This window comes from Dyella flagellata (assembly GCF_030160275.1).
Taxonomy (GTDB): Bacteria; Pseudomonadota; Gammaproteobacteria; order Xanthomonadales; family Rhodanobacteraceae; genus Dyella_B; species Dyella_B flagellata.
Genome location: NZ_BSOA01000046.1, coordinates 1 through 25,104, shown reverse-complemented (window position 1 = coordinate 25,104; position 25,104 = coordinate 1). Strand labels below are relative to the sequence as shown.

The 25,104-nt window shown below is 61.6% G+C and carries 20 protein-coding genes and 1 pseudogene; 13 read left to right on the top strand and 8 right to left on the bottom strand.

What is annotated here, in order from left to right; translation table 11 throughout:
• Positions 1-206: pseudogene (locus QQJ96_RS18195) on the top strand (DUF3761 domain-containing protein); the annotation flags it as partial.
• Positions 207-289: 83 nt separating this feature from the next.
• Here the strand turns inward: QQJ96_RS18195 and QQJ96_RS18190 are convergent.
• From QQJ96_RS18190 to QQJ96_RS18180, 3 genes are all read right to left on the bottom strand, one after another.
• Positions 290-718: a VOC family protein gene (locus tag QQJ96_RS18190; RefSeq protein WP_284333448.1), complete on the bottom strand. Its 429-nt coding sequence runs from the start codon at positions 716-718 to the stop codon at positions 290-292.
• 79 nt (positions 719-797) lie between these two features.
• Positions 798-1,610 (bottom strand): helix-turn-helix domain-containing protein, encoded by an 813-nt coding sequence (locus QQJ96_RS18185; protein WP_345782715.1) that lies wholly within the window; start codon positions 1,608-1,610, stop codon positions 798-800.
• A gap of 79 nt (positions 1,611-1,689) precedes the next feature.
• A complete protein-coding gene (locus QQJ96_RS18180) occupies positions 1,690-4,131 on the bottom strand; it encodes a DUF3772 domain-containing protein (RefSeq protein ID WP_284333446.1) in 2,442 nt (813 codons plus the stop codon).
• A 108-nt stretch (positions 4,132-4,239) separates the two neighbouring features.
• Here QQJ96_RS18180 and QQJ96_RS18175 point away from each other — a divergent pair, with 108 nt between their 5' ends.
• Together QQJ96_RS18175 and QQJ96_RS18170 are read left to right on the top strand one after the other, a co-directional pair.
• Positions 4,240-6,081 carry an ABC transporter ATP-binding protein gene (locus tag QQJ96_RS18175; protein WP_284333449.1) on the top strand — a complete coding sequence of 614 codons (1,842 nt, stop codon included), beginning with the start codon at positions 4,240-4,242 and terminating at the stop codon, positions 6,079-6,081.
• Between the two features lie 610 nt (positions 6,082-6,691).
• Complete coding sequence (locus tag QQJ96_RS18170) at positions 6,692-9,799, top strand: TonB-dependent receptor (protein ID WP_284333445.1); 3,108 nt, start codon at positions 6,692-6,694, stop codon at positions 9,797-9,799.
• A 110-nt stretch (positions 9,800-9,909) separates the two neighbouring features.
• Here the strand turns inward: QQJ96_RS18170 and QQJ96_RS18165 are convergent, their stop codons facing one another.
• Positions 9,910-10,503, bottom strand: a complete 594-nt coding sequence (locus QQJ96_RS18165) for an NAD(P)H-dependent oxidoreductase (protein WP_284333444.1) — start codon at positions 10,501-10,503, stop codon at positions 9,910-9,912.
• A gap of 115 nt (positions 10,504-10,618) precedes the next feature.
• Positions 10,619-12,475 (bottom strand): chloride channel protein, encoded by a 1,857-nt coding sequence (locus tag QQJ96_RS18160; protein WP_284333443.1) that lies wholly within the window; start codon positions 12,473-12,475, stop codon positions 10,619-10,621.
• 217 nt (positions 12,476-12,692) lie between these two features.
• Here QQJ96_RS18160 and QQJ96_RS18155 point away from each other — a divergent pair, with 217 nt between their 5' ends.
• The 4 genes from QQJ96_RS18155 (at position 12,693) to QQJ96_RS18140 (ending at position 16,662) form a co-directional block, all read left to right on the top strand.
• Positions 12,693-13,118, top strand: coding sequence for a heavy metal-responsive transcriptional regulator (locus QQJ96_RS18155; RefSeq protein WP_284333442.1), 426 nt, complete (start codon positions 12,693-12,695; stop codon positions 13,116-13,118).
• Positions 13,115-15,610 (top strand): heavy metal translocating P-type ATPase, encoded by a 2,496-nt coding sequence (locus QQJ96_RS18150; protein WP_284333441.1) that lies wholly within the window; start codon positions 13,115-13,117, stop codon positions 15,608-15,610. The genes QQJ96_RS18155 and QQJ96_RS18150 overlap by 4 nt, the downstream gene beginning before the upstream one ends.
• Before the next feature lie 110 nt (positions 15,611-15,720).
• Complete coding sequence (locus QQJ96_RS18145) at positions 15,721-16,065, top strand: hypothetical protein (protein ID WP_284333440.1); 345 nt, start codon at positions 15,721-15,723, stop codon at positions 16,063-16,065.
• Positions 16,066-16,278: 213 nt separating this feature from the next.
• Positions 16,279-16,662, top strand: coding sequence for a KGG domain-containing protein (locus QQJ96_RS18140; RefSeq protein WP_284333439.1), 384 nt, complete (start codon positions 16,279-16,281; stop codon positions 16,660-16,662).
• A 70-nt stretch (positions 16,663-16,732) separates the two neighbouring features.
• Here the strand turns inward: QQJ96_RS18140 and QQJ96_RS18135 are convergent, their stop codons facing one another.
• Both QQJ96_RS18135 and QQJ96_RS18130 read right to left on the bottom strand, forming a co-directional pair.
• Positions 16,733-17,392, bottom strand: coding sequence for a glutathione S-transferase family protein (locus tag QQJ96_RS18135; protein WP_284333438.1), 660 nt, complete (start codon positions 17,390-17,392; stop codon positions 16,733-16,735).
• Positions 17,393-17,478: 86 nt separating this feature from the next.
• A complete protein-coding gene (locus QQJ96_RS18130; RefSeq protein WP_284333437.1) occupies positions 17,479-17,820 on the bottom strand; it encodes a high-potential iron-sulfur protein in 342 nt (113 codons plus the stop codon).
• On the opposite strand from QQJ96_RS18130, the gene QQJ96_RS18125 reads away from it, so the two are divergent.
• Positions 17,819-18,076 (top strand): hypothetical protein, encoded by a 258-nt coding sequence (locus QQJ96_RS18125; RefSeq protein WP_284333436.1) that lies wholly within the window; start codon positions 17,819-17,821, stop codon positions 18,074-18,076. The genes QQJ96_RS18130 and QQJ96_RS18125 overlap by 2 nt on opposite strands.
• A gap of 47 nt (positions 18,077-18,123) precedes the next feature.
• On the top strand, positions 18,124-19,515 hold the full coding sequence (locus QQJ96_RS18120) for a cytochrome C (RefSeq protein WP_284333435.1): 1,392 nt from the start codon (positions 18,124-18,126) through the stop codon (positions 19,513-19,515).
• A gap of 54 nt (positions 19,516-19,569) precedes the next feature.
• Here the strand turns inward: QQJ96_RS18120 and ald are convergent, their stop codons facing one another.
• Complete coding sequence (gene ald / locus QQJ96_RS18115; RefSeq protein WP_284333434.1) at positions 19,570-20,688, bottom strand: alanine dehydrogenase; 1,119 nt, start codon at positions 20,686-20,688, stop codon at positions 19,570-19,572.
• Positions 20,689-20,854: 166 nt separating this feature from the next.
• On the opposite strand from ald, the gene QQJ96_RS18110 reads away from it, so the two are divergent.
• The 4 genes from QQJ96_RS18110 (at position 20,855) to QQJ96_RS18095 (ending at position 25,038) form a co-directional block, all read left to right on the top strand.
• Positions 20,855-21,322: an Lrp/AsnC family transcriptional regulator gene (locus QQJ96_RS18110; RefSeq protein WP_284333433.1), complete on the top strand. Its 468-nt coding sequence runs from the start codon at positions 20,855-20,857 to the stop codon at positions 21,320-21,322.
• A gap of 255 nt (positions 21,323-21,577) precedes the next feature.
• Positions 21,578-21,781: a DUF6229 family protein gene (locus QQJ96_RS18105; protein WP_284333432.1), complete on the top strand. Its 204-nt coding sequence runs from the start codon at positions 21,578-21,580 to the stop codon at positions 21,779-21,781.
• 99 nt (positions 21,782-21,880) lie between these two features.
• Positions 21,881-24,670: a type 2 lanthipeptide synthetase LanM family protein gene (locus QQJ96_RS18100; protein WP_284333431.1), complete on the top strand. Its 2,790-nt coding sequence runs from the start codon at positions 21,881-21,883 to the stop codon at positions 24,668-24,670.
• Between the two features lie 38 nt (positions 24,671-24,708).
• Positions 24,709-25,038, top strand: a complete 330-nt coding sequence (locus tag QQJ96_RS18095; protein WP_284333430.1) for a TfoX/Sxy family protein — start codon at positions 24,709-24,711, stop codon at positions 25,036-25,038.
• Positions 25,039-25,104 lie beyond the last annotated feature (66 nt).

The following is a 25,104-nucleotide window of genomic DNA, read 5'->3' as shown; positions in this document are numbered from 1 at the left end:
CCGCCGCCGCCAAGGCAGCACCTGCCGCTGCGCCGGCCGCTGGTGGCGGTCCGGGCCAGGTGTGGGTGAATACCGGCTCCAAGACCAAGGCTTACCACTGCCAGGGCAGCAAGTGGTACGGCAAGACCAAGGAAGGCAAGTACATGAGCACGGCGGATGCACAGGCTGCCGGTTACCATGCGGCCAAGAACGAGAAGTGCCAGTAATGCACCCCGCTCCCTCCCCTGCGCGCCGTAGGGGAGGGAGCAAGTAGGCAGCGATTTCATCCCAGCCTACGAACAGCAAATGGCTAAGTGGGCTGCCACGGGTCATAGCTGCCGAACGACCATAGATGCCCCTCGGGATCACGGCACGCATAGCCCGCGCCACCATAGTCCTTCTCGGCATACTCCTCGATGATCTCGGCACCCGCAGCCTTTGCGCGCTCGTAGTGCGCTTTGCAATCGGCTACGGTCACGTACGCGCACTGCGTCTCCCGGCCCTGGATTTCATCGGGCTGTGCCATGTGTCGACCAAAGCCATCCGGGCGGATATCGCCCAGCATCAACATGCCGTTGCCGTACACCAGCTGCGCGTGCATCACACGGCCGTGCTCGTTCTCGTAGACGGCATGCTTTTCAAAGCCGAAGGCTTTGCAAAGCCAATCGATCGCAGCGTGCGCGTCGCGGTAGCGCAGGCCGGGAACGATGGTGCTGCCGTGGTTGATTTTGCCGCTCATGACCTGGCTCCTGGTTGGACGTCGAGCCCAAATTAATCCGTGGCCAGGCGCGCGTCTTGTAGATTTTTTTGCGCGGCGCCTAGATCGGAACGTGGTTTGGATAGGGTCCGCGCTGGGCCACGAATTCGGACGGCGAGATGCCGGCAAAGCGGCGAAATTCATGGCTCAAGTGGGCCTGGTCGCAAAAACCGCCATCCAGCGCGATCTGCGCCCAATCGGGTTGCGTGGCGGCATGTGCCATTTCCACCACCGCGCGAAAACGCATCAGACGCGCATAGTGTTTCGCCGTCATGCCGATATGGCGGCGGAACAGCTGGCCGAAACGATGCGCGGAATAGCCACTTTCCCGCTGCAGCCTGCCAATGCCCGGCACTTCCGGCACATGGGCCAGCGCGGCCGCTGCGTGCAGAATGATCGCATCCCAAGCCGGTTCGTCGCATAGCGTGCGCAACCATTGCTCCAATAGCGCGAGCCGTTGCATGGGGCAGGCGGTTTCGAGCAGGCGCTGGCGCAAGCGGCGGGCGTTCGCTCCGAACATGTCTTCCAGATTGATGTCCCGCACGCCCAGTTCCTCGGCGCTGATACCTATCAACGCATGCACGCCGCCGGGCCGGAAACTTACGCCCATCACGCGCACCTGCTCGGCGGTATCGATGATCCAGCTATGCCGATACGGTCCGCCGATCACGCTACCGGATGCGCGCAGGCAGTGGCGGTCTTCGTCATCCTGGTAAACGCGTGTTTCGTCTTCCGCCAGGTTGATGATCAGTCCTGCGCCCGGGCCAGGCAGGATGCGCTCATAGCCGAATGTTCCGGCGGGCATGTCCCAGTCCCAGATCGCCTCGATGACGGGGGCGAGCGGCGGGGCAGGAATGATGCGCTGGAATCCCATGGTAGGCCGGGATGATAATCCCAGCTTCGCGATGTGTGTGTGACACGATGACGCCGTGAAGGTCGCCCCGGCGCACGCATCACTGCCCCGGCGCCGCCGGACTGTCTTCGCCCAAAGGTCCCAGATTCCGCACGATCATGCTCTGCGGCGTCGATAGCGGCAGCTGTGCCTTCGCCAGTCGCGCCAGGATGTCGAAGAACAATGCGCTCTTCACCGCCGAGGCTTCTCGCGGGCTGCGCACGTAAGCCACGCCGCTGAACGTCATTGCCGTAGGGGTGACGTCATCCAGGGTTACGGCGGGTGCCGGCGTATCCAGCGTTGCCTCGTTCGCGTGCAAGGCTTCGAGCATGATCTCGCGCACCTTCGCCGCATCGGTATCCAGCGGCATCGGCAGACTCAGCTTGACGCGGCCGAGCGCGTTGCCATGCGTGACGTTGCGCAGGTTCTGCGTAATGAACTGCGAGTTCGGCACGATCATGGTAGAGCGGTCGCTCAGCTGGATTTCGGTGGCGCGCACGTTGATGCGGCGGATGTCGCCTTCCACGCCGGGCATGCTCACCCAGTCGCCCACCTTCACCGGCCGCTCGGCGAGCAGGATCAGGCCCGAGATGAAATTCTGCACGATCGCCTGCAGGCCGAAGCCGATGCCTACCGACAGGGCGCTGGCGATCCACGTCAGGCTCTCCAGGCTGACATCGGCGGTACGCAGCGCCAGCGCCACCACGATCACCACCGCTACATAGTTGAGCAGCGTGACCAGCGAGTTCTGCATGCCGATGTCGAGCGAGGTCTTGGGCAGCAACTGCTCGGCCAGCCAACGGCGCACGATGCGCACGGCCACCAAGCCCAGTGCGAACACCAGCAGCGCACTGAAAATCGCCCCAGGCTTGATGGTGAGCTGACCCACCTTGAGGCTGGAGAAGACATTGCCGATGTGCGCGAAGATGTCCTGCGGGCCACCGCCGAATGGCACCAGCAGCACGCCCACGGCGACCAGCAGCAATAGGATCTGAGTAATGGCCGAAAGGACGGTCGATCCCTGCTCCAGGGTGTTCGGCTGGATGCTGAAGGTCGATTGCAGGCGTTGACCACTGCGTCCGTGTGGATTGAGCAGGGTATGCAACAGATCGCGTTGCAGATGCGAAAGCACATACAGCGACGCCACTATCATGCCGATCCACAGCATCTGCCAGGAGATGAAAAAGCCTAGCGCTACATAGCCGGTCAGCACCGCCAGCCACGCCACCACCACGCCGAGCATCGCCAATCCGAACAGCATGCCCACCCATAACGCGTGCTGGGGCGGTTTCTCGCCCTGTTGCCGCTGCGTATTGCGCGCCCGCTTGACGCGCGTCAAGGCGGCGCCCGCCAGGCCGGTAATCAGCAAGGCTAGAAACGCGTGCATACCAACCGTCGCCGCCAGGCTTGCGCCTGCAAGCGCATTCAACCTCACCAGGAATCCCAGCAGCAGGAACGCAGCGCCAAGCAGCCATGGAAACCAGCGCAGACTGCGCGCCATGAACTTGCTCAGCGCCGGCAGGCGCCAGGAAGGATGCCGCACCGAAAGCAGCGCGCGGCCCAGACCGGCGACAAAGGCGGAGAAGAACACCGAGCGCACGAGTGCCAGGGCAAAGGTTTCCACTTCCTCGCTCAGCGTATCGTTCCAGTTGAAGCCTTGATATACCAGCAAGGCGGCCAGGCCGATCGACAAGGTCACCGTGAGGGTGAACACTGCAGTCATCGCGCTGCGCCGCAGGTGCCCGTCGGGCATGTAGCGGCTGGTGATCGCCAGGGCCGCGCGTTCCGCGAGTGCGCGGCCGGGCACGATCAGCAGCAGGGCGCTGATCAGGCAAAGCAGCAGTGCCAACCGGTTCTCGGGCTGCCAGGCGATGCCGGCATCTTCGAGCAGCAGTTCCTTGACGTGCCCGACGCGCGCGATATCGTCCGGAAAAGCGTTCTTCAGCTCCCGCCAGAAGGCGAGGCCCAGCGGAGAATCGGCGCGTGAGCCGAGCTGGGCTTGGATCTGCTCGTTGTGCGCGTCGACGATCTGCGTGGCGAGCTTGGCGGCATCCTGGCTAAGCAATTGGGCTTGCTTGATCTGACCATCCAGCTTGGTCTTGCCGCGTTCCAGCTGGCGCCGCTGCTGGCTAACGGCTGGCGTTTCCGGCGGAGCGCCAGGCCCCGGGGCCTGGCCGAGCACGCCCAGGCGCGTCTGCAGGCTTTCCAGCTCGGGGGTGAGCGTTTGCACCAGCTGGTCGGACTGCTGCTGCACCGCTCCGGCCTGGTCGTGCAGGTCGTTCAACGACTTGTTGTCGATCGACTTGCTGTTGAACGTGGTCTTGAGGCCATCCAGCTGTTTGCTGAGGCCATTCAGCGCCTGCGCCGGGTCTTGCGTGGAGCTGGCACTGGCCGGCGCATGGGACGAATCGGCCGCGTTCTGCGCCTGGGCGGGCTGTGCTGAGAGCAGCAGCGAACCGGCCAGCAGGCATGGGGCAACAAGCTTACGTAGGAGAGTATGCATGGCGGGCATGATCCGAATGAGGCCGCCGCGGGTCAATCGCCGCTGCACGGCCTTGTATAGTGCTCCTTCATCTCCATCTCCCTATGGCCTGAATGGACCCACGCCATGATCTTCCGCTGGTTCGAATCCCTGATCGACGCCTTCAAGGACCCGGTCGACACGATGCCGCCCAAGGCGGTGGGCCGGTTCTACCTGTTCTATCTGCGCCAGGTGTGGCCGGTGTTCGCCGCGGCGATCGTGCTCGGATTTGGCGTGGCGATCGTGGAAGTGTCCCTGTTCGGCTTCGTCGGGCGCATCGTGGACATGGCCAAGGGCGTGCCGGGCAAGGATTTTTTTGCCATCCACGGGCGTGAACTGCTGTGGATGGGGTTCGTGGCGCTGGCGCTGCGCCCGTTGTTCATCGGCGCGCACGACATGCTGGTGAACCAGGCGATCGTGCCGAGCCTCACCAACCGCATCCGCTGGCAGAACCATCGCTACGTCATCCGCCAGAGCCTGGGCTTTTTCCAGAACGACTACGCTGGCCGCATCGCCAACCGCATCATGCAGACGGGAGCGTCGCTGCGCGAGTCAGCCGCGCAGATCGTGGACGCGATCTGGTACGTGGCGATCTACTACGGCAGCGCCGTCGTGATGTTCGCCCACGCCGACTGGTGGCTGGCGATGCCGTTGGTGGTGTGGCTATTCGGTTACGTGGGCACGCTCTACTTCTTCATACCGCGCACGCGGAAACGTTCGTGGGCGGCCTCGGAAGCGCGGTCCAAGCTGATGGGGCGCATCGTGGACGGCTACAGCAACGTCCTCACGCTCAAGCTGTTCTCGCATACCAGTCGTGAAGAAGACTATGTGGCAGACGCGATGGCGGAGCAGACCGACAAACTGCGCAGCATGACGCGCCTTACCACGGCGATGGATATCAGTATCACCACGCTCAACGGATTTCTCATCGTCGGCACTTCAGCGCTGGCGGTGTGGTTGTGGAGCCAGGGCCGGGTGACGGTTGGCGCGATTGCGCTTTCCACCGGCCTGGTGATCCGCATCAACAACATGTCCGGCTGGATCATGTGGGTGGTCAACGGCATTTTCGAAAACATCGGCACCGTGCAGGATGGCATCACCAGCATTGCGCAACCGCGTGCCGTGCAGGACAAGGAAGGCGCCATGCCGCTGGAGGTGGTGGCCGGCGCCATCCAATTGGAGGACATCCATTTTCATTACGGCAAGCAGGGCGGCGTGATCTCGGGCCTGAACCTGGCGGTGCGGCCCGGTGAAAAGATCGGTCTGGTCGGCCCGTCCGGCGCCGGCAAATCCACGCTGGTGAACGTGCTGCTGCGCCTGTACGACCTGGAAGACGGCCATATTCGCATCGACGGTACCGATATAGCGCAGGTCACCCAGGAAAGCCTGCGTTCGCAGATCGGCGTGGTCACGCAAGACACCTCGCTGTTGCATCGCTCTGTGCGCGACAACCTGCTCTACGGCCGCCCCGATGCCACTGAGGCACAGCTCAACGAAGCGATTCGCAAGGCGCGCGCCGATGAGTTCATCCCCGGCCTCATCGACGGGGAAGGTCGGCGCGGGCTGGATGCGCACGTCGGCGAACGCGGTGTAAAACTCTCCGGCGGGCAACGCCAGCGCATTGCCATTGCACGCGTGCTGCTGAAGGATGCACCGATCCTGGTGCTCGACGAAGCGACTTCCGCGCTCGACTCGGAAGTGGAAGCCGCCATCCAGGAAAGCCTGGAGCTGTTGATGGAAGACAAGACGGTGATCGCCATTGCGCACCGCCTTTCCACCATCGCGCGGATGGACCGCCTGGTGGTGATGGACAAGGGCAGGGTTGTGGAGACCGGTACGCATGCGCAGCTGATCACGCATGGCGGCCTGTATGCGCGCTTGTGGCAACGACAGACCGGCGGCTTTGTGGCCGCGGATGATGCCTTGGCGTGATTTTCGTAGGCTGGGATGACCATCCCAGCATGGTTGGCCATTGGGGAGCTGGGGTTGTCATCCCAGCCTCAGCCTCGCCGTACATGCACCATCCTAATTGTTTCTCCCCTTTTGGTTGGTCGATATTTAACCCGCCAGTGCATTCCTGATCCATATCGGCGCTGAAATGCTTTTCGGCGTAAACGCATTTGTGAAGTTCGAGTGGTTGTTTGTTTTGTAGTATTTATATACATGCTTAATTGGTCGCTTTTGATGACGATATCAGCACAATAACGCTTAGCAGTTTTTGCTGTTTGAACGATAGTCAATTTTTCATTGTGCTTGTTTCATCGCGTTAAATGCGCAAAGTGGCGCGACATCGCTTTATGGCGGCTTAGTCAGGAAATTTTCGCGAGAATTTCGCGGCCATAGTGCAGAGCGATGGCGCTAACGATTATGCAAAATTAAGCATCCATGTCGCCGAATTAAATATTGTATTTTTCAAATGCCAAAGAACACACTTTGCATGTTAGATAATCGTTGACATCCAATTATTTCGTCGACTACGTTCGATTCCGCTTTTCAAAAAAAAGCGCAAATAATTTCAACTGCAAGGGTTAGGGGAGGGTGTATGAGCATCAAGCAACTGGCGTCCGTCTATCGGGCGCCGATGCGGCATAGCGCGCTGGCGGTGGCTATTGCCGTGGGGTTCGGTTTTGCGGGAAGCGCCGGCGCGCAGTCCACCACGGGTACCATTTTCGGCCAGGCACCGGTCGCTAATGGCGAAGCCGTGCGGGTGGTGGGCGGCTCGGGTTTCGATCGTACTGTGCCGGTCGACAAGTCGGGCCGTTACACCATAACCCTGCCCGTGGGTACGTACGACGTAACCCTGCTGCAAGACGGCAATGCGATCGACAGCAGGCATGGCGTGACAGCTTTGGCTGCCGGTACCGTGACGGTCAACTTCGTGGGGGGCGCAGCCAATGAAAAAGCCCTGGCCGCAGTGACTGTGACTGCCAACGCTGTACCGCCGATCGATGTCAGTTCCACCCAGGAAATTACCGTGATCACCGCTGCACAGCTCAAGCAGCTGCCACTGCAGCGCAGTGGCGCGGCGATCGCACTGTTGGCACCGGGCACGATTGCGGGTTCCGGTTCGTTGGGGAGCGGACCTACCGGTGAACGCCTGGTTTCGTTCGGCGGTTCGTCCACGGCCGAGAACGCCTACTACATCAATGGTTTCAACACCTCCGATCCGCTTGGCAACTCCGGTGGTATCACGCTGCCGTACGGCGCGATCTCCCAGCAAGAAACGCTCACCAACGGTTATGGCCCGGAGTACGGTCGCTCCACCGGCGGCGTGATCAGCCAGATCGGCAGCAGCGGTACCAATAACTGGAAGTTTGGCGCGGCCATGTTCTGGCGACCTTCGGGTCTGCAGGGCAACGTAAAGAACATGTACTACGAAAACCCGCTTACGCCCCAGAACTACGGCAAGGTATATGACTATCGCAACAGCAACACCGATTGGGAGCAGGTCTATGACGTTTATGTTGGCGGCCCGCTGATCAAGGACAAGCTGTTCTTCTTTGTCGCGGCCGAGGCAGATCGTCGCAATCTGCAGACGGTGACGCCGGTTACCGGCCATAAGCTGGATACCGATCATTATTCCTATCCGAAGTACTACGCCAAGGTGGATTGGAACATCACCGATTCGAACATTCTTTCGTTGACTGCCGTGAGGTCCGCGGATGACTTCAATGGCAACCAGTATCAGTACAGCTACGCCACCCACAGTCCAGGTGCCTTCTCCGCTTATCAGCAGACGACCAAGGACTCCTTCAATATCTATAGTGCCAAGTTCACGTCCTACATTACGGATGACCTGACCTTGGACGCTTTGCTCGGCAAGATGGACGGTGTTTATTACACCAACCAGCCTGGACAGGTTTCCGACCCGACCATTTTTTCCGCGGCGAATCAGAACCCAGCGTTCTGTCCTTCCCAGGCTTGCGTGGGCAACAATCCCAGTTCCAACCTCAACAATCCCGACCACAAGAGCGAAAACATCAACCTGCGTGTCGGCCTTACGTACAAGCTGGGCGATCACACCCTGCAGGCAGGTATCGACAACCAGACCACGCGCGACGTCAACGACGGTACGATCATGACCGGTCCGGGCTATGCGTGGGAGTATGGGCAAAGCAATGCCGGTGTACCGATCGTTGGCACCACCCCCAATATTAGCCCGTACGTAGGTCCCATCGGTTCGCAGTACTGGGTCGATAGATATATCTTTGTCAATCAATCGACCGTGCAGGTGCGCCAGCGTGCGCAGTACATCAAAGACACCTGGCAGGTCACGCCGAACATTTTGGTGAACATGGGTGTGCGCGACGAGGAATTCGTCAACTACAACCCCAGCAGCCAGCCCTATGTCCGACTGACCAAACCTCAGTGGGCACCGCGCTTGGGATTTTCCTGGGACATCAAGGGCGATTCCAGCATGAAGCTGTTCGCCAACGCGGGCCGTTATTTTCTCGCGCTGCCCTCCGGCGTGGCTCTACGTGAGGCGGCAGCGTCGACCTACACTCGCAACTACTACACCTATACTGGTATCCAGTCGAACGGTGTGCCGACGGGACTGCAGCCGATCTATTCGTACGGTTTGACGTCTGGCCTCGGCGTACCGGTTTCCGGCAACTACGCCTATGGTCAAACGCTTGATCCTGGGACCATCGCCTCGCGCAACCTGGGCGCGGAATATCAGGATTCCTATGTATTAGGCTTCCAGCAGCAGCTCAGTCCCGCCTGGAACTACGGTGTGACGGCCACTTGGACCAAACTGGGCCGCATCGTGGACGACACGGCCGAAGGCCCGTATGCAATCTGCAACGCGCTGCTGGCCCAGAACCCTGGTCTGGCCAATCAGACAGCAGCCTCGACCGCGGCCAACTGCGGTCCGCTGGTAGTCAATGGCAGCATTCTGATCAATCCGGGCTCCAGCAACCTGATCACGGCCGTCAATTCCAACGGCGGCCACGCCTCGGCCTGGGTTTCACCGTTGCAACTGGGCTTCCCGCGTGCCTATCGCAACTACTACTCGCTGGAGTTGTTCCTGGAGCATCCCTGGGACGGTAAGTGGTGGGGCAAGATCGATTACGTGTATTCCAAGAGCTACGGCACCAGCGAGGGCGTTGTGCAATCGCAGACTGGCCAGGGTGGCACGTCGGTGTCGGCCACTACGCAGTGGGACTTCGGCCAGCTGATGGAATACTCAAACGGTCCGCAAACCAATTCGCGCAAGCATGCGTTGAAAGCCTATGGCGCCTATCAAATCCTGCCGGAATGGTCGGTCAGCGGTGTGCTGACGCTGGCTTCGGGCACGCCTGAACAATGCCTGGGTAACTACGGTCCGATGGAAACCGACCCCGCCGGTTACGGTGGCGGCTACCACTGGTGCGGTGGCATGCCGTCGCCTCCTGGCACGAGCGGGTATACGCCTTGGCTACATACGCTGGACGTATCGCTCGAATACCGGCCGGAATGGGCAGCCAAGAAGCTGGGCTTCCAGTTGCAGGTGCGCAATGTCACGAATGAGCAGAAGCTGTTGTTCGTCAACCCGAATTACGGTACGTCGGGGGCGCCCAATTCGCTCTATAAGTCAGCCTATTTTGGTTACAACAACACGGTGGAGGCACCACGCACCGTGCAGCTAGGCGTGACCTACGATTGGTAAGCGAGAAACAGGGCAGGAGGTGGCCGATACCCGGTTGCTTCCCGTGACAACGAAAAAGCCGCCGGGTTTCCGGCGGCTTTTTTACTGAAGGGCCGCATCAAGTTTAAGCCCTACACCCATTTTGAAAGCGTTGCCTGGATGCGCGCACGAAACGCCCGGACTTGCACCGACGACAACCGTTCCGCCTGGTAGAGCGAAAGCATCTTGAAATCGCACGCAGGTGCGCACGTGCCAAGCAATGCGGTCTTCAATACGCGCTTGACCGGTTGCCTAAGCACTAGCCGGTCCACCCACCATGGGGAACCGAGCGAGGTGATGGCACACACTTTGCGGAGTTTATGCAGCCGTGCCTGGATCGGGCCGAAGTCGGAGGCGTGGTCGTACGCGATGCCTGGCGCCCAGATGCGATCAAACCAGCCTTTCAACACTGCCGGAAAGCCAAACCACCAGGTCGGAAAAACCAGTACGAGCGCTTCGGCATCGAGCAGTCTATCGGCTTGCGCTTGTATGGCTTTCGCATCGAAGGGTGCTGCGTAGTAGCTTCGGCGCTCGTCCGGCGTCAACGCGGGAGAGAAGCTCGAACCATAAAGGTCTTCGACCGCGACCGTATGGCCGGCTGAGGAGAGAGTGTCGATGGCGGTGCGCGCCATCGTTTGACATAAGCTTTCGCTCAAGGGATGAGCGACGACGACCAGACATTTCAAGCAAGCCCCTCCTGCCCAATCCCCTTGGGCATGGCCCGCCGCTGTATACACCCAAAGCACGGCGTGGGTCATGTGCTCGCCCGGATCCGGGCGAGCACTGAGCAGGTGCAGGATGTCAGCTGGCGGAGGGCTTTCTGCCCAGGTCCAGATGCCGCGACGCAAGCCGCGCCTCGCGCAATCGGCGCGCATGCGCCACCAGCAGGTCGCCGCGCGTGATGATGCCCACCATGCGATGAGGTGCTTGCCTGCTCACCACCACCAGGCGGCCGACCTCCCGTTCCACCATGTGATCGGCGGCTTCGCGCAAGGTATGGTCTTCGCGCACCACCAAGGGCGCGCGCTGGATCAACGAGCGCACGTTGGCATCCGGGGCGAGGCTGGCATCGTAGAGCTGGCGCCGCGTCACCACACCAAGCAGCTGATCGTGTGCATCGACCACGGGGAAGCCTTGGTGCTTGGTGGCCACGCCTTCGCTGGCCAGCCAATCGCGCACTTCGGCCACTTTCTGGTCGGCCGGCAGGCTAACTACGTTGCGGCTGCAGGCATCGCGCACGAAGATCTGGTCCAGGTAATCGGCCGCGTATTCGGAAGGCACGCGTACGCCGCGGCGCACGATCTTCTCGGTCATGATGGTGTTGCGCATCATCAGGCCGGAAACCAGATATGCCGCCGCGCAGGCGCCGAGCAACGGGAGCAGTCCGTGCGTCTGCTGTGTGGTTTCGAACGCGAACACCACCGAGGTGAGGAAGGCGCGCGAGGCGCCGGCAAAAATCGCCGCCATGCACACCAACGCGGCCAAGTGCGGATCCACCTGCAGCGATGGCACTGCGCTGGCGAGCGCCATGCCCAGCACGCCGCCCATCGCGCCGCCAATGGTGAACAGTGGCGCCAGCGTGCCACCCGAGGTACCGCTACCCAGCGCCACCGACCACGACAGCAGCTTCAGCAAGCACAGCGAGAGCATGGCGGCCATCCCGATCTCGCCGCTCAGCACCGCGGAAATGTTGGTGTAGCCCACGCCGAGCGTGAGTGGCATGTAGTAGCCCACCAAGCCGACCACGAGGCCGCCCAGCGCCGGCCACCACATCCAGTGGATCGGCAGCTTCTCGAAGTAGTCTTCGATGGCGTAGGTGAGCTTGGTAATCCAGACGCTGACCACACCCACCAGCACACCCATCAGCACATAGGCAGCCAGGGCCGGCAGGGTGGGCGAGGCCACGGCCGGCATCGGGAACATCGGCGCATTGCCTTCCAGCAGGTAGCGGAAGCCGGTGCCGGCGGTGGCGGCGAGCGCCACCGGGATCAGAGAGCGTGCGCGGCGTTCGAACAGCAATAGTTCGATCGCCAGCAGCACGGCGGAAATCGGCGCTGAGAACACCGCCGCCATGCCGGCCGCCGCGCCGGCTGCCAGCAAGGTCTTGCGCTCGTCGGCGGTTACGTGCATCAGCTGCGCGATCAGCGAACCGAGCGCTCCGCCGGTGGCGATGATCGGGCCTTCCGCACCGAACGGACCGCCGGTGCCGATTGCGATCGCCGAGGAAACCGGCTTCAGCCAGGTAATGCGGGGCGGGATACGGCTTTCATTGAGCAGCACCTGCTCCATTGCCTCGGGGATGCCGTGGCCGCGGATCGCCCGCGAGCCCCAGCGCGCCATCACGCCGACGATCAGGCCGCCGATCGCCGGCACCACCACCACCCACCAGCCGAGGTGATTGCCCGCCGGGCTGGAGAAGTCGTAGCTCCAGCGTCCGTAGAAAGAAATATTGGTGATCAGGCCGATCAGGGCCGTCAGCACCTTGGCGACCACCGCGGCCACACCGCCCAGCAGCATGGCGACAAAGCCGATCCATAGCACGCGCCAATCCAGCGGACGGAACTGGCGCGGCATGTCCGCGGCGGCGAGGGTGGTGTCTAGCGAGGGCGCCAGCGGAACGGATGCGCGGGTATGTGGTTCGTTGTTGTTCGAATGCATGTGGATGAGTAGCCCCTGAAGTGCGCGGCAAGGTTACAGGGTTAAGTGTGCAGTAGCTGGCTGGGAAATGAATTGCCTGAACAAAACTTTGCTTATGCGAAAACCTGCTTACCCCGTCGTCCCCGCAAACGCCGGGTGACGGGTAGGAGGGCCCTTGCAAGGCCGGACGGAGCGGGCACTTGACCCTGGACCTTGATCAAGGGTCTAGACTTGTTCCATGAACACACCAACCCCCTCCCTCACCATCGGTACCGTCGCCAAGCGCGCCGGCGTTCCCATCGACACCATCCGCTACTACGAGCGCGAAGGATTGCTGCCCGAGCCGCTGCGCCGCGCCTCCGGCTACCGCAGCTACAACGAATCGGCGATCAAGCGCTTGCGTTTCATTCGCCGCGCCAAGGAACTGGGCTTCACGCTGGAGGAAATCCGCGATCTGCTGGCCCTGTCCACCGACCGCCATGGCGGCGTGAAGGCGGTGCGCAAGCGGGCCGAACAGCGCCTCGCCAGCATCGACGCGCGGATTGCCGAACTCATGCGCATCCGTAAGGGCCTTGAGCAGTTGATCGAGGTTTGCCCGGGGCATGGCGATCCGGAGCATTGCCCGATCCTGCATGCTCTGGCCGAAGAGGAGCCGCAGGCATGAGTGCGCAAGGTTCGTGCTGCCACTCCGTGGAAAGCCAGGTGCGTGATCCGATCTGCGGCATGGGCGTGAATCCGCTCGATGCGAAACACCGCAGCGACTACGCCGGCAAGACGTTCTATTTCTGCTGCGCCGGTTGCAAGGCAAAGTTCGATGCGGAGCCTGCGCGTCATGCGCAAGCTGCGCCGCCCAGGATGAATATGCATGGACATTCGCATGCCGGGGCCACGGTCAAGGACCCGGTGTGCGGCATGACGGTCGACCCGGCCGCCACGACGCACCATGCCGAGCACGATGGCCACACATATCACTTCTGTGCCGCGAGCTGCCGGCAGAAATTCGTCGCCGAGCCCGCGCTGTATCTGCAGGAGCGGCGCGTGCTACAAGCCCCTGTACGCGGTGCGATCTACACCTGCCCGATGCATCCGCAAGTGCAGCAGGATCATCCCGGTGATTGCCCCCTTTGCGGCATGGCACTGGAACCGATGATGCCCAGCCTCGATGAGGACGATGCCGGCGAAGTGCGGGCCATGTCGCGCCGCTTATGGCTGTTGATCGCGCTGACGCTGCCGGTGTTCCTGCTGGCGATGCTGCCGGACATGGGTATGCACGTGCCTGCTTGGGCCAGTTGGTTGGAAGCAAGCTTTGCCAGCATCGTGGTGCTTTGGGGGGGCGCACCGTTTTTCGCTCGCGGCTGGCGTTCTCTCAAGCCATGGCAGCCGAACATGTACACGCTGATCGCCGTGGGTACGGGCGTTGCATGGTTGTATAGCGTGTTGGCGTTGTTGGTGCCGTCGATTTTTCCTGCGGGTTTTCGCGATGTGCATGGCCGCGTTGGCGTCTATTTTGAATCCGCCGCGGTGATCGTCACGCTGGTGACGCTGGGTGACTTTCTGGAATGGCGTGCACGGCGGCGCACAGGTGCGGCGTTGAAGGCGTTGTTGGGCTTGGTGCCGAAGACCGCACGGCGCCTGTCGAAGGGAGCGGAGCACGACGTGCCGCTGGACGAAGTGCAAGTGGGTGACCAGCTGCGCATCCGCCCCGGCGAAAAAGTCCCGGTGGACGGGGTGGTGCTCAGCGGCCGCAGCCAGGTGGACGAATCCATGCTCACCGGCGAAGCGATGCCGGTGACGAAAGCGCCGGGCGATGCGCTCACCGGCGGCACGGTCAACAGCCAGGGCGCACTCACCATGCGGGTGGAAAAAGTCGGGGCGTCGACCGTGCTTGCGCAAATCGTCGCGCAGGTGGCGCAAGCGCAACGCAGCAAGGCGCCTCTCCAGCGCGTGGCCGATCGCGTGGCGGCGTGGTTCGTGCCGGCGGTGATCGCGGCCGCAGCGCTCGCCTTTGCGGGATGGGCGTGGTGGGGACCGGAGCCGCGCTTGGCGCATGCGCTGATTGCGGCGGTAGCCGTGCTGATCATCGCTTGTCCGTGCGCGCTGGGCTTGGCGACGCCGATCTCGATCATGGTGGCGAGTGGACGCGCGGCGCAGCACGGCTTGCTGTTCAAGGATGCAGCGGCGATCGAAGCGATGCGCGAGGTCGACACCCTGGTACTGGACAAGACCGGCACCCTGACCGAGGGCCAGCCTACGCTCAGCTCGGTGCAGGCGCTTGCTGGTCATTCGCGCCAATTCCTGCTCGGCCTGGCGGCCAGCCTGGAGCAAGCCAGCGAGCATCCGCTTGGCAAGGCGATCACGGCCGCGGCCAAGGAAGAGGGGCTAAGCCTGCAAGCTGTCCATGATTTCGAAGTCCACGTCGGCGGCGGCGTCAGCGGCAGCACGCAGGAGCATCGAATTGCCTTTGGCAACGCGCAGTTGATGGAACTGGCAGACCTGTCGCTGACAGCCGAAACTTTGGCCGGCGCGGACGCCTTGCGCCATGACGGCGCCACGGTGATGTTTTTGGGCATTGACGGCAAGCTGGCCGGCTTGTTCGGCGTGAGCGACCGCATCAAGCAGGATACGCCGCGAGCCTTGCAGGATTTGAAAGCCGATGGCATGCGCATCGTGATGCTTACCGGCGACCATGCAACTACGGCGCATGCCGTGGCGCGGGAACTGGCGATCGACGAAGTGCACGCCGGGGTATCGCCGGCCGGCAAGGCCGCGGTGATCGAGCAGTTGCGCAAGCAAGGGCGGCGCGTCGCGATGGCCGGCGATGGTATCAACGACGCTCCGGCACTGGCCGCGGCGGATGTCGGCATCGCCATGGGGCATGGCACCGACGTAGCCATGGAAACCGCGCAGGTCACGCTGGTGAAAGGGCAGCTCAGCGGCATCCTGCGCGCGCACAAGCTGTCACAGGCGACAGTGCGCAATATCCGGCAGAACTTGTTCTTTGCGTTCATCTACAACGCGCTGGGCGTGCCGGTGGCGGCGGGTGTGCTGTATCCGCTGTTCGGCATCACGTTGTCGCCGATGGTGGCGGCGCTGGCGATGAGCTTGTCGTCGGTATCGGTGGTGGGCAATGCGCTGCGGCTGCGCAAGTTCTCGTAGGCTTGAGCGTGGGCGATGCTGTCGATGAGTTCGTTCGTGGCTCGATGACGAGGGCTTGTGCCGCAACAGCGCAAGCTCTCCCTGGTAGGGGCTCATCTGCGAGGTCCGCCATGGAACCCATCGAAGACGAAAGCGTTTCACTGGCCGGTACGACCTGCGCCATTGTCACGGTGTTGCGCGCCCTACTGGATGGGCAGTCCAACCAGGATACCGTGTTGGAGCGATTGCGTGCCGAGTATGCCAAGGCCGCAACCCAGTACGACTCCGATCCATCCCTGGCTGGCGAACGCAGATCCTTCGAGGAAGTTTTCGACATGCTGGGCCTGCATGTCAGGGAGGATGCGCTGAGGGCAGGTTCCATGGCGCCGGGCAATGTCCATCATGCCAGCGATCCCGCGCCCGATTCGGCAACGACGAGTCTTACCGACGGCGTCGATGACGCCTCGATCTACTGAGCGGTTGTCGCAGTAGGAGCACTACGCCGTTCGATACCCCCTCCGGAACGGCGAGCGCTTCTGCTGCACTCACACAGGCGCTCGTCTGTCGGATGGCTTTTCGTAGATGGCTTTTTCACCGCATCGAGACCTCCGCTACAGATGAGCTTCGCCATGATCAGTCCGTACGACAGGCATGCCTGTCGTGCGTTGTATGGTTTGGGAGTCAAGACAATGGCAAATGAGAACACTGGTAACAATCGTGGAGGCGGTGGGCGCGGCTTCGCCGGCATGGATGAAGCGCGGCAACGCGAAATAGCCAGCCAGGGTGGACGCGCGGCGCATGAGAGTGGCCACGCGCATGAATTCAGCTCCGAAGAAGCACGTGAAGCCGGTCGCAAAGGTGGCGAGTCGGTGAGCCAGAATCGCCAGCACATGTCCGCCATCGGCCAGAAAGGCGGTGAAGCCGTCAGCGAGAATCGTGAACACATGGCGGATATCGGCCGCAAGGGCGGTGAGCACAGTCACGGCAATTCGCGTCCGGGTGGCGCAAGTTCGCGTGCAGGCGCCGGCGGGCAGGATGCCGAAGCGGCAAGACAGGGCCCCAAGCACACCTGAGTTTGTGACCATTGGCCCTCCCCTGCACAAGGCAGGGGAGGAGCCGCGCTACTTTAATTCCAATACTCGATCAATCGCGATCCGGCGCGCCTAGCGGAAATAGCGGGCGATATGGCCGTGCTTCGTCGACGGCACGTGCGAACGAAGGACGCGCGAGCAGGCGCTTGCGATAGGCGATGAGTTTGCTGAAGGACGGATCGATGCGATGCGTCCAGTCGGCATAGAACAGTGAAGGTGCCGCGCTGCAGTCAGCCAGGCTGAAGCCGTGCTGGGTAGCCCATTCGCGCCCGTCCAGATGCCGGTCCAGCCAGGCATAGGCAGTGTCGAGCATCTCACGTGCTTCACGCACGCCGCGAGCATCGCGCTCGACTTCCGGCCGCATGGCATTGAATACGATCTTCTGTTGCGGCGTGGAAACGTAGCAGTCGAAGAAGCGGTCCAGGTTGCGCACTTCCAACGCAGTGCGGGCGTTGGCGGGCAATAGCGACACCGGCCCCGGGTAGTACAGTTCCAGGTGCTCGATGATGATGCTCGATTCCATGATCGGTCGGTTACCATCCACCAGCACGGGAAAACGCTTGAGAGGCCACAAGGCTGCGAATTCGGCGTAGATCTCCGGCTGCTCGCTCGACAGCTCGCGCCATTCGAACGGGATATCGTTCTCGTACAGCGCGATCAGTACCTTCTGGCAGTAGGAAGAGAAGGGGTGGGCATACAGTTTCAGATTCATCGCGCGGGCTCCGTGAGCAGGGGTTTATCCGGCGACGAACGGCGGTGCGGAAAATCGACAACGGCGTGGGTGGGAGCAGCGCGCGACTACGCCTGGGCGTTCTTGGGGGTGTAGGAGGCGCACCAGCCTTTCGAATTGACCGCTTTGCCCGGATACAGTTGGCAAGGTCCATAACCGGTCGCATCCCCGGCATAAAACCGGCAGTTCGCGCAGGCACTGCCAGGCTTGTGCAAGGCATTGCTGCTCTTGCTGGCATCTTCCACGTAGTTCATCGCCTTTGCGGTGGGATCGGTCAGGTCCAGATGCTGCAAGCCGAAGGCTTCGGCAAGTCGCGGCATGCTTCCCAGTACGAATGCCGCGGCGGTCGTGCCCGTGGCCATTTTCAGGAAACGACGACGCGAAAAATTATTCTGACTTGCATCAGGCATGGAAGATCTCCGTTCGGTTGACAAGAATGGATCGAAAATCGCGTGCGCCCGCTTGCCGTTTTACTGTGTGTTCCGTCGCGACCCGTTTCGGTTCAATGGCGTGAAATCCTTTGTTTCGCCACATGCATGCATCGAGGGATTTGATGCCATGGGGCCGTTGAACCTGATCAAGCGTCGAAGGCATACACCATCATTGGGAATGGGGTGCCGCACGCCGGGCATCAAAGCGATGCGTGGGCGGTTGGTGGTCGCGTAGCCGCGACATCTACTGATTGGCGCTCCGTGAAAAATCCTGGAGGACGTATGTTCAAGCACTGCGGCGTGTCTCTCAAAGGCGCGCAAGGCCATCGCGCAGTCACGCTGGCGTTGCTTTTTTTTTGCGCGAACGTCAGCTCTTTATTGTTTTCCGCCGAGGCGTTCGCCGTTCCGGCTTTTGCGCGACAAACCCATCAGGCATGCGCGGTCTGTCATATCGGTGGTTTCGGTCCGCAGCTGACGCCGTATGGTCGCCAGTTCAAGTTGATGGGCTACACGCTCAGGGTGGGAAGCAACACCAAAGTCCCCCTCGCGTTGATGCTGATTGAGTCGTACACGCATACCGCGAAAGCACAAGCCTCTGCGCCTGCCAACGGTTTCAGTACCAACAACAACACCCAGTTGCAGCAAGCCTCTGTATTTCTCGCCGGAGGCATCACCGATCATATGGGAATCTTCGCGCAAGCTACCTACCAGCAAAGCAGCGGTCTGTTTGGCTGGGACAATACCGACTTGCGCTATGCGCGTACCTTCACTATGAGTCACCATACGGCGATCTGGGGCGTATCGCTGAACAACAATCCCAGCCTCACCGATGTCTTCAATACGACTCCGGCGTGGCAGTTTCCCTATGCCTTATCGAACATCACGCCAGCTGCGCCGGCGGTACCGATCTTGATGGGCGCTCTTGCGCAGCAGGCGGTGGGCCTGGATGCCTATACGCAAATCGATGGCAAGCTTTATGTGGAAGGCGGCGTTTACCGGACTCTGTCGCCGGCCTTCCTGCGCGATGTCAATGTTGGTTTCGATGGGCGTGTGGCAGGCGTGGCGCCCTATGCTCGCATCGCCTATACCTGGAATCTCAAGAACGGAAATATCGAACTGGGTGGCCTGGCTTTCAGCGCGCGGCGCGGCTTGACCGCCGTTAACAGGACCGGCCAAATCGTTGCGGTTTCCGGGCCGTCCGACAGTTTTCGCGATGTGGGGGCCGATGCCAGTTATCAGCTCCTCAATGGCGGCGATCACATCGTCACCGCCAATGCGCTGTACTTGCACGAGCGCGAGCGCCTGGACGCCACTTATGCATCGGGCGGATCGTCCCATCTGCATGACAGCCTGCATGCATTGAACATCAACGCCAGCTATTGGTACCGGAACACCTGGGGCGCCACCTTGGGGATGTCTTCCAGCGACGGCAGCAAGGACATCATTCGCTACGGCAATAACGGTAGTCCCAATACCAGCAGCAGAACGGTCGAGCTGGATTGGAATCCGTTTGGCAAGGCCGATTCATGGCAGGCGCCGTTCGCCAATGTGAGAGTCGGCTTGCAATACACCTGGTACACGAAGTTCAGTGGGCTAGTCCACAACATCGACGGTGCCGGTCGCAAAGCCGCCGACAACAATACCCTGTTCCTCTATTTGTGGATGGCGATTTAGCCGATTACGACGGCTTCCTCTCCCACAAGAGGAGAGGAAGCCATCCATCGGAACTTACATGCCAAGCACGCTTTCGGCCGACACGTACGACAGGTTGTGCGCCTGTGCCACCGGCTCGCAGGTCACCTTGCCTTCGAACACGTTCAGGCCATTGCGCAGATGCACGTCGTGCTGCAGCGCCTTCTTCCAGCCGTGGTTGGCGAGCGCCAGGGTGAACGGCAGCGTCACGCTGTTGAGGGCAAAGGTGGAGGTGCGGGCGACGGCGCCCGGCATGTTCGCCACACAATAGTGCACCACGCCGTCGACCACGTAAGTGGGGTCGGAGTGGGTGGTGGCATGTGAGGTTTCCACGCAGCCGCCCTGGTCGATGGCGACGTCCACGATCACCGAGCCCGGCTTCATCGTGCGCACCATTTCATGCGTCACCAGCTTGGGCGCCGCGGCGCCGGGCACCAGTACGGTACCGATCAGCAGGTCCGCGCGGCGGACCAGTTCCTCGATCGCCGAGCGAGTGGAGAATACGGTGGAAATCGAGGTGCCGAACTGCGTCGCCAGACGCTTCAGCGCTTCGGCCGAGCGATCGACCACGGTCACTTTTGCGCCCATGCCTACAGCGATGGTGGCTGCATGCGTACCGGACACACCGCCGCCGAGGATCACCACTTCGGCTGCCGGCACACCGGGCACGCCACCCAGCAGGACGCCGCGGCCGCCCTGGGCCTTCTCCAGCGAATGTGCGCCAACCTGCGGAGCGAGGCGGCCGGCCACTTCGGACATCGGCGTCAGCAGCGGCAGCGAGCCGTTCGGCGCAGTGACGGTTTCATAGGCGATGCAAATCGCGCCGGAGGCGATCAGGTCGTGGGTCTGCTCGGCGTCGGGTGCCAGGTGCAGGTAGGTGAACAGGATCTGGCCCTTGCGCAGCTTCTTGCGCTCCACCGCCAGCGGCTCCTTCACCTTCACGATCATGTCGGCTTCGGCAAAGATCTGGTCGGCGCTTTCCACGATGGTCGCGCCAGCGGCAACGTAGTCCGAATCCGACAATCCGGCGCCAACGCCCGCATCCTTTTGCACCATTACCTGATGGCCGTTGTGTACCAGTTCCTGCACGGAGGACGGGACTAGGCCCACCCGGTATTCATGGTTCTTGATCTCTTTCGGTACACCGATACGCATGACTCGATCTCTCGACAAATGGTTGGGGAAACTTGCTGCGCCGGCCTTCCGTGTGCCGTGCGGCGCGCAGTATGATCGAGGTCTTGCGCAATTTCTCGCTCATTATGGCCTAGTTTGCTGCATTTTTTAGCATTGACTGCGAATTTTTGTTCCTATGGCAGAATTTATGACTAATCCGTCCCTGGACGACCGCGACCGCGCCATCCTCCGCCTGCTGCAGGAGGACGGGCGCCTGGCCAATGCCGATTTGGCGCAGCGCATCAATCTTTCCCCTTCAGCTTGCCTGCGACGGGTAAAGCTGCTGGAAGACCGTGGCCTGATTTCCCGCTACGTGATGCTGTTGAATGAAAAAGCCGCGGGCCTGTCGGGTACGGCCTTCGTCCTGGTGACGCTCGACCAGCAGGGTCGCGCCGCCCTCGACGCCTTCGAGGAGGCGATCCAGAAACATCCGGAGGTGACCGAATGCTGTTTGCTCGCCGGTGCAGCCGATTACATGGTGCGCGTGGCCTATGCCGACTCGGTCGACTTCGAGCGCATCCATACCGAGATCCTCACGCAACTGCCGGGCGTGGTACGGGTGCAATCCACGCTGGCATTGCGCACGGTGAAGCGCACCACGGCTTTGCCAGTGTGAGAGGGGAAATGCGTCATAGGCTGGGATGCTAATCCCAGCATCAACTAAAAACGGGGACAGGTTGCAACCAAAGAAAGCCCCGCCGTTTCGCGACACGGTGTGTGTAAGTTGCGTGAAATCGTGAAAAAGTAGGTTGACCGCTTAGGAGCGCATGCTCTATATCGTCCCGACGGCTTTGCAACGAAGCCGTATGTGTGTGAGCAAAGCAATCCGTGTTGGCTTCATTCCCTTCATTGACGAGGCGAGGAGAAAGTCATGCTTACTGCTTCACAGGAACAGATCCAGCAGTGGCGCAATCAGGCGGACGAAAATAGCCCGGCTGGTCCGCTTTATGTCAGCGGCGAGTTTGCCGAATCGGACATCGCGTCCAAATCCAATATCATCACCGCGACTTTGATTTGCAATTCGGGGCGCTGCGGCACCGTCTGCTCCGGCTCCGCGGGCCATCCGTGCTGCTGATTCCCAGTGGCGGCCGAGAGTTTTTCCGATAATTTCATCGCATCGCTGGGTTGCTTGTCTGCGCCTTCGCTAGGCAGGCTGGCAACCCAGCTTGTGCTGATGCCCGAACTTTCCTCGCGCGAACGTGAAGTCATTCTGGAGCAGACGCGCGATTGTCTAGCGAGCGTATTGCACGGGAAGCTCACGCGATTGCTGCTGCTTGAACTCAATGCAGCGCGTGTCAGTGAGCGCTTGAATGGCGCCGATAGCGCCGAGCGATGGAATGAATTCCTAGAACTTTCTTCGCAGCCTTCGTTTTGGGCGGAGTTGGCAGAGCACTATCCTTCGATGCTGCAGCGAGTGGACGCGATCGTGCGTTATCGATGCGAAGCGTCTTTGCTGTTTGCAAGGCGCTGGGTAGCCGACCGCGACGTGCTCAATGCTCTGTGTGGTGCAAAGGCCGGTGAGCTGACGGAGTTGAGTTTCGGTGCAGGGGATAGCCATGGCGGTGGTTTCACCGTGGCGCTGTTGCGTTGCGAGGGTGGCCGCATGGTTTACAAGCCACGCTCGGTCGCGATCGATGCAAGCTTGCAGGCATTTGTAGACGCACTGGCGCAGGAGCATGGCCATGTGCTGAACATTCGGGTGCCGCGCGTCATCGATCGCGGCGTCTATGGATGGACCGAATTCGTCGAGCATCGCTATGCCGCTGGCGACAAGGAGTTGACCGGCTTCTATCGCGGTATCGGGCACTGGCTGGCCATCATGCATCTGCTAGGCGCCAGCGACCTGCATGCCGAAAACCTGATCGCGCACGGCGATACGCCAGTGATAGTCGATTGCGAAACGCTGTTCACTCCGAAGATTCCCATGCCGCCTTCGGGCTTTGGCAAAGCGTTCGACCATGCTTCGGCGCTAGTGGCCGGCACGGTGCTCAATATCGGTTTGTTGCCGGGGCGCGCGCAGATGCTGGGATGGCGCGGCATCGACTACTCCAGTGTCGGTTTCCTGCCCGGCCAGCAGCCGATGATGCCGCAGCCGGCGATCCTGAAGGCCGGCACCGACGAGGCCTATCTCGGCTCCACCATGGTGCCGGTGTCGATGCAACAAAATCATCCCAGCCTTGAGCCGGCGCTGGCGGCGTATTGGCCGCATGCTCTGGACGCGTTCGAACAAATGACCGGCACACTGCGGCGGCTCGATGCAGCGGGCAGTTTGGAGCCACGCTTGGGTGCCTTCGACGATTGCCGCGTGCGCGTAGTGCTCAGGGCCACCGAGACTTATGGCGAACTCGTACGCATGCTGTGGCATCCGGTGTCCTTGCATAACGAAGCGCAAGCGAAGCAGCGGGTGCGGGAACTGTTGGCCAGCATGGCGGCCAGCGTCGTTTCGGCACCGAGCGATCCGGTGGTGATCGAAAGCGAAATCGAAGATCTGTTGGTCGGCGACATCCCCTTGTTCAGTACATTGGTATGCGATGGCCAACTTGAAGGTCCGCGCGGAGTACGCTGGTTGCAGCCGGGGCATTTGGCCCAGGCGGCGTTGCAGCGTTGGCGCGCGTCCGATTTCGAGTTCGAGCGCAATGTGATCCGCGCCGCGATGGTCAGCGCTTATCTCAACGACGGATGGACCGCCCACCTGGATACGTTGACGCCATCGGCGATACGCGATGCAGATCTGGATGCAAGGCGTCGCGCTCAAGCCGAACGCATCATGCAAGGCCTGATCAAGCACGCCATCCGCGGCGAGGACGGTAGCGTGGCCTGGATTGCGCCGGTGCTCAATCCATCGGGCTGGTCGGTGCAGTTACTGGGGGTGGATTTGTACGGCGGCCTGTCGGGCATTGCACTGCTTGTTGCCGCCTATGTGCACGAGATGCGGGCAGGGCGTGCGAATCCGGTGCCCGGCATCGAGGCACTTTCCAGCACGGTCCAGCACACTTTGCGTCTGGCCGAACAGCAACTGGCGGATAACGCGCAAGGCGACATCAAGCTGCGTCCGGCGCCGCCCGGCGCCTACCTCGGCCTGGCTGCGCAAATCTGGACACTGCTGATGCTGGCGCAGTGGAACGGCCCAGGCGGCGACGAGCTGCAGCGTGCGATAACGCTGGCCGAGGGCATGCTGGAAGCCGCCGCTGCCGACGACATGAACGACGTGCTCTCCGGTCGCGCCGGCGCGATTCCGGTTTTGCTGGCGCTGGCCGAATGCACCCATGAGCGGCGCTTTCTCGACATGGCTGTGCAAATCGGCGACCAGTTGCTGGCATTGGCGCGGCAGGACGGCGATCGTGCGTACTGGGTCCAGCCGCAAACGTGGCCACAGGGGCTTGGCGGCTATTCGCATGGCGTCACCGGGGTCGGTTGGGCGCTTGCCAAGCTGGCGCGGGCTACCGGCGAAAGCCGTTTCGAGCACTTGGCGCAAGCAGCGTTCCGTTTCGAGGATGCCACTTACGACGAAGAGGAACAGAACTGGGTGGATTTGCGCGATCTGGGTGGCCCCAAGACGGCTGCTGTGTGGTGCCACGGCTCGGTGGGTATCGGATTGGCGCACCTGGATCTGGATCCCGATTTCGCCCATCCACGCACACAACCCCTGTTGCGCCACGCAGCCGCAGCGACCATACGCATGGGGCTAGGCTGGAATCACTGCCTGTGCCACGGCGACCTCGGCGCATGGGAGCTGCTCGATCAGCTCATGGCACGTGGTGAGGTACTGGACGGCATGACGCGCGAAGGCCTGATGGCGCGCATCCTGTCGAGCCTGGAAGAGTACGGTCCTTCTTGCGGCTTGACCAAGGAAGTGGTCGTGCCCGGTTTACTGTCCGGTGTGGGCGGCGTGGCTTACCAACTGCTGCGCATGCATCCGGACAGCCGACTTCCTTCTGTGTTGATCTTGGGGGCGGGTTTGTAGAGCATGCGCAGCAACGGGGCAAACCAGGTACGGCGTACATGGCACGCGACAAAGGATTGGAAACGCTGTTGAGCGAAGACCTTCAGGGCGAGCAAGGTCTCAGCGAAAAAGGCATGTTCGGCGGCTGGGCATGGCTGCTGCACGGCAACCTCTTGTGCGGCGCCCGTGCGGACGGCTTGCTCGTGCGGCTGGGCAGGGACCAGGATGGATGGGCCCTGCGCCTACCAGACATCGTCCCCATGATCATGGGCAGCCGGCGCATGCACGGTTGGGTGCGAGTGGCGCCGGAGGCTTATGGGGACGACACATTGCGCCGCAAGCTGCTGGATGCGGCGTTAGCGTTCGTCAGATCCTTGCCGGCGAAATGATGAATGCGTTAAGGATGCTCTGATCTATTCCACGTACCCGTCACCGCACTGTATGCGCGCCTCGCA

Excerpts from the sequence above, each read along its gene's own strand:
- QQJ96_RS18140 (WP_284333439.1), top strand. The coding sequence starts at position 16,279 with ATGGCAAATGAGAACACTGGTAACAATCGTGGAGGCGGTGGGCGCGGC.
- QQJ96_RS18125 (WP_284333436.1), top strand. The coding sequence starts at position 17,819 with ATGGAAGATCTCCGTTCGGTTGACAAGAATGGATCGAAAATCGCGTGC.
- QQJ96_RS18120 (WP_284333435.1), top strand. The coding sequence starts at position 18,124 with ATGTTCAAGCACTGCGGCGTGTCTCTCAAAGGCGCGCAAGGCCATCGC.
- QQJ96_RS18135 (WP_284333438.1), bottom strand. The coding sequence starts at position 17,392 with ATGAATCTGAAACTGTATGCCCACCCCTTCTCTTCCTACTGCCAGAAG.
- QQJ96_RS18190 (WP_284333448.1), bottom strand. The coding sequence starts at position 718 with ATGAGCGGCAAAATCAACCACGGCAGCACCATCGTTCCCGGCCTGCGC.
- QQJ96_RS18160 (WP_284333443.1), bottom strand. The coding sequence starts at position 12,475 with ATGCATTCGAACAACAACGAACCACATACCCGCGCATCCGTTCCGCTG.
- QQJ96_RS18130 (WP_284333437.1), bottom strand. The coding sequence starts at position 17,820 with ATGCCTGATGCAAGTCAGAATAATTTTTCGCGTCGTCGTTTCCTGAAA.
- QQJ96_RS18180 (WP_284333446.1), bottom strand. The coding sequence starts at position 4,131 with ATGCATACTCTCCTACGTAAGCTTGTTGCCCCATGCCTGCTGGCCGGT.
- QQJ96_RS18110 (WP_284333433.1), top strand. The coding sequence starts at position 20,855 with ATGACTAATCCGTCCCTGGACGACCGCGACCGCGCCATCCTCCGCCTG.
- QQJ96_RS18185 (WP_345782715.1), bottom strand. The coding sequence starts at position 1,610 with ATGGGATTCCAGCGCATCATTCCTGCCCCGCCGCTCGCCCCCGTCATC.
- QQJ96_RS18170 (WP_284333445.1), top strand. The coding sequence starts at position 6,692 with ATGAGCATCAAGCAACTGGCGTCCGTCTATCGGGCGCCGATGCGGCAT.
- QQJ96_RS18105 (WP_284333432.1), top strand. The coding sequence starts at position 21,578 with ATGCTTACTGCTTCACAGGAACAGATCCAGCAGTGGCGCAATCAGGCG.
- QQJ96_RS18095 (WP_284333430.1), top strand. The coding sequence starts at position 24,709 with ATGGCACGCGACAAAGGATTGGAAACGCTGTTGAGCGAAGACCTTCAG.
- QQJ96_RS18155 (WP_284333442.1), top strand. The coding sequence starts at position 12,693 with ATGAACACACCAACCCCCTCCCTCACCATCGGTACCGTCGCCAAGCGC.
- ald (WP_284333434.1), bottom strand. The coding sequence starts at position 20,688 with ATGCGTATCGGTGTACCGAAAGAGATCAAGAACCATGAATACCGGGTG.
- QQJ96_RS18145 (WP_284333440.1), top strand. The coding sequence starts at position 15,721 with ATGGAACCCATCGAAGACGAAAGCGTTTCACTGGCCGGTACGACCTGC.
- QQJ96_RS18150 (WP_284333441.1), top strand. The coding sequence starts at position 13,115 with ATGAGTGCGCAAGGTTCGTGCTGCCACTCCGTGGAAAGCCAGGTGCGT.
- QQJ96_RS18100 (WP_284333431.1), top strand. The coding sequence starts at position 21,881 with ATGCCCGAACTTTCCTCGCGCGAACGTGAAGTCATTCTGGAGCAGACG.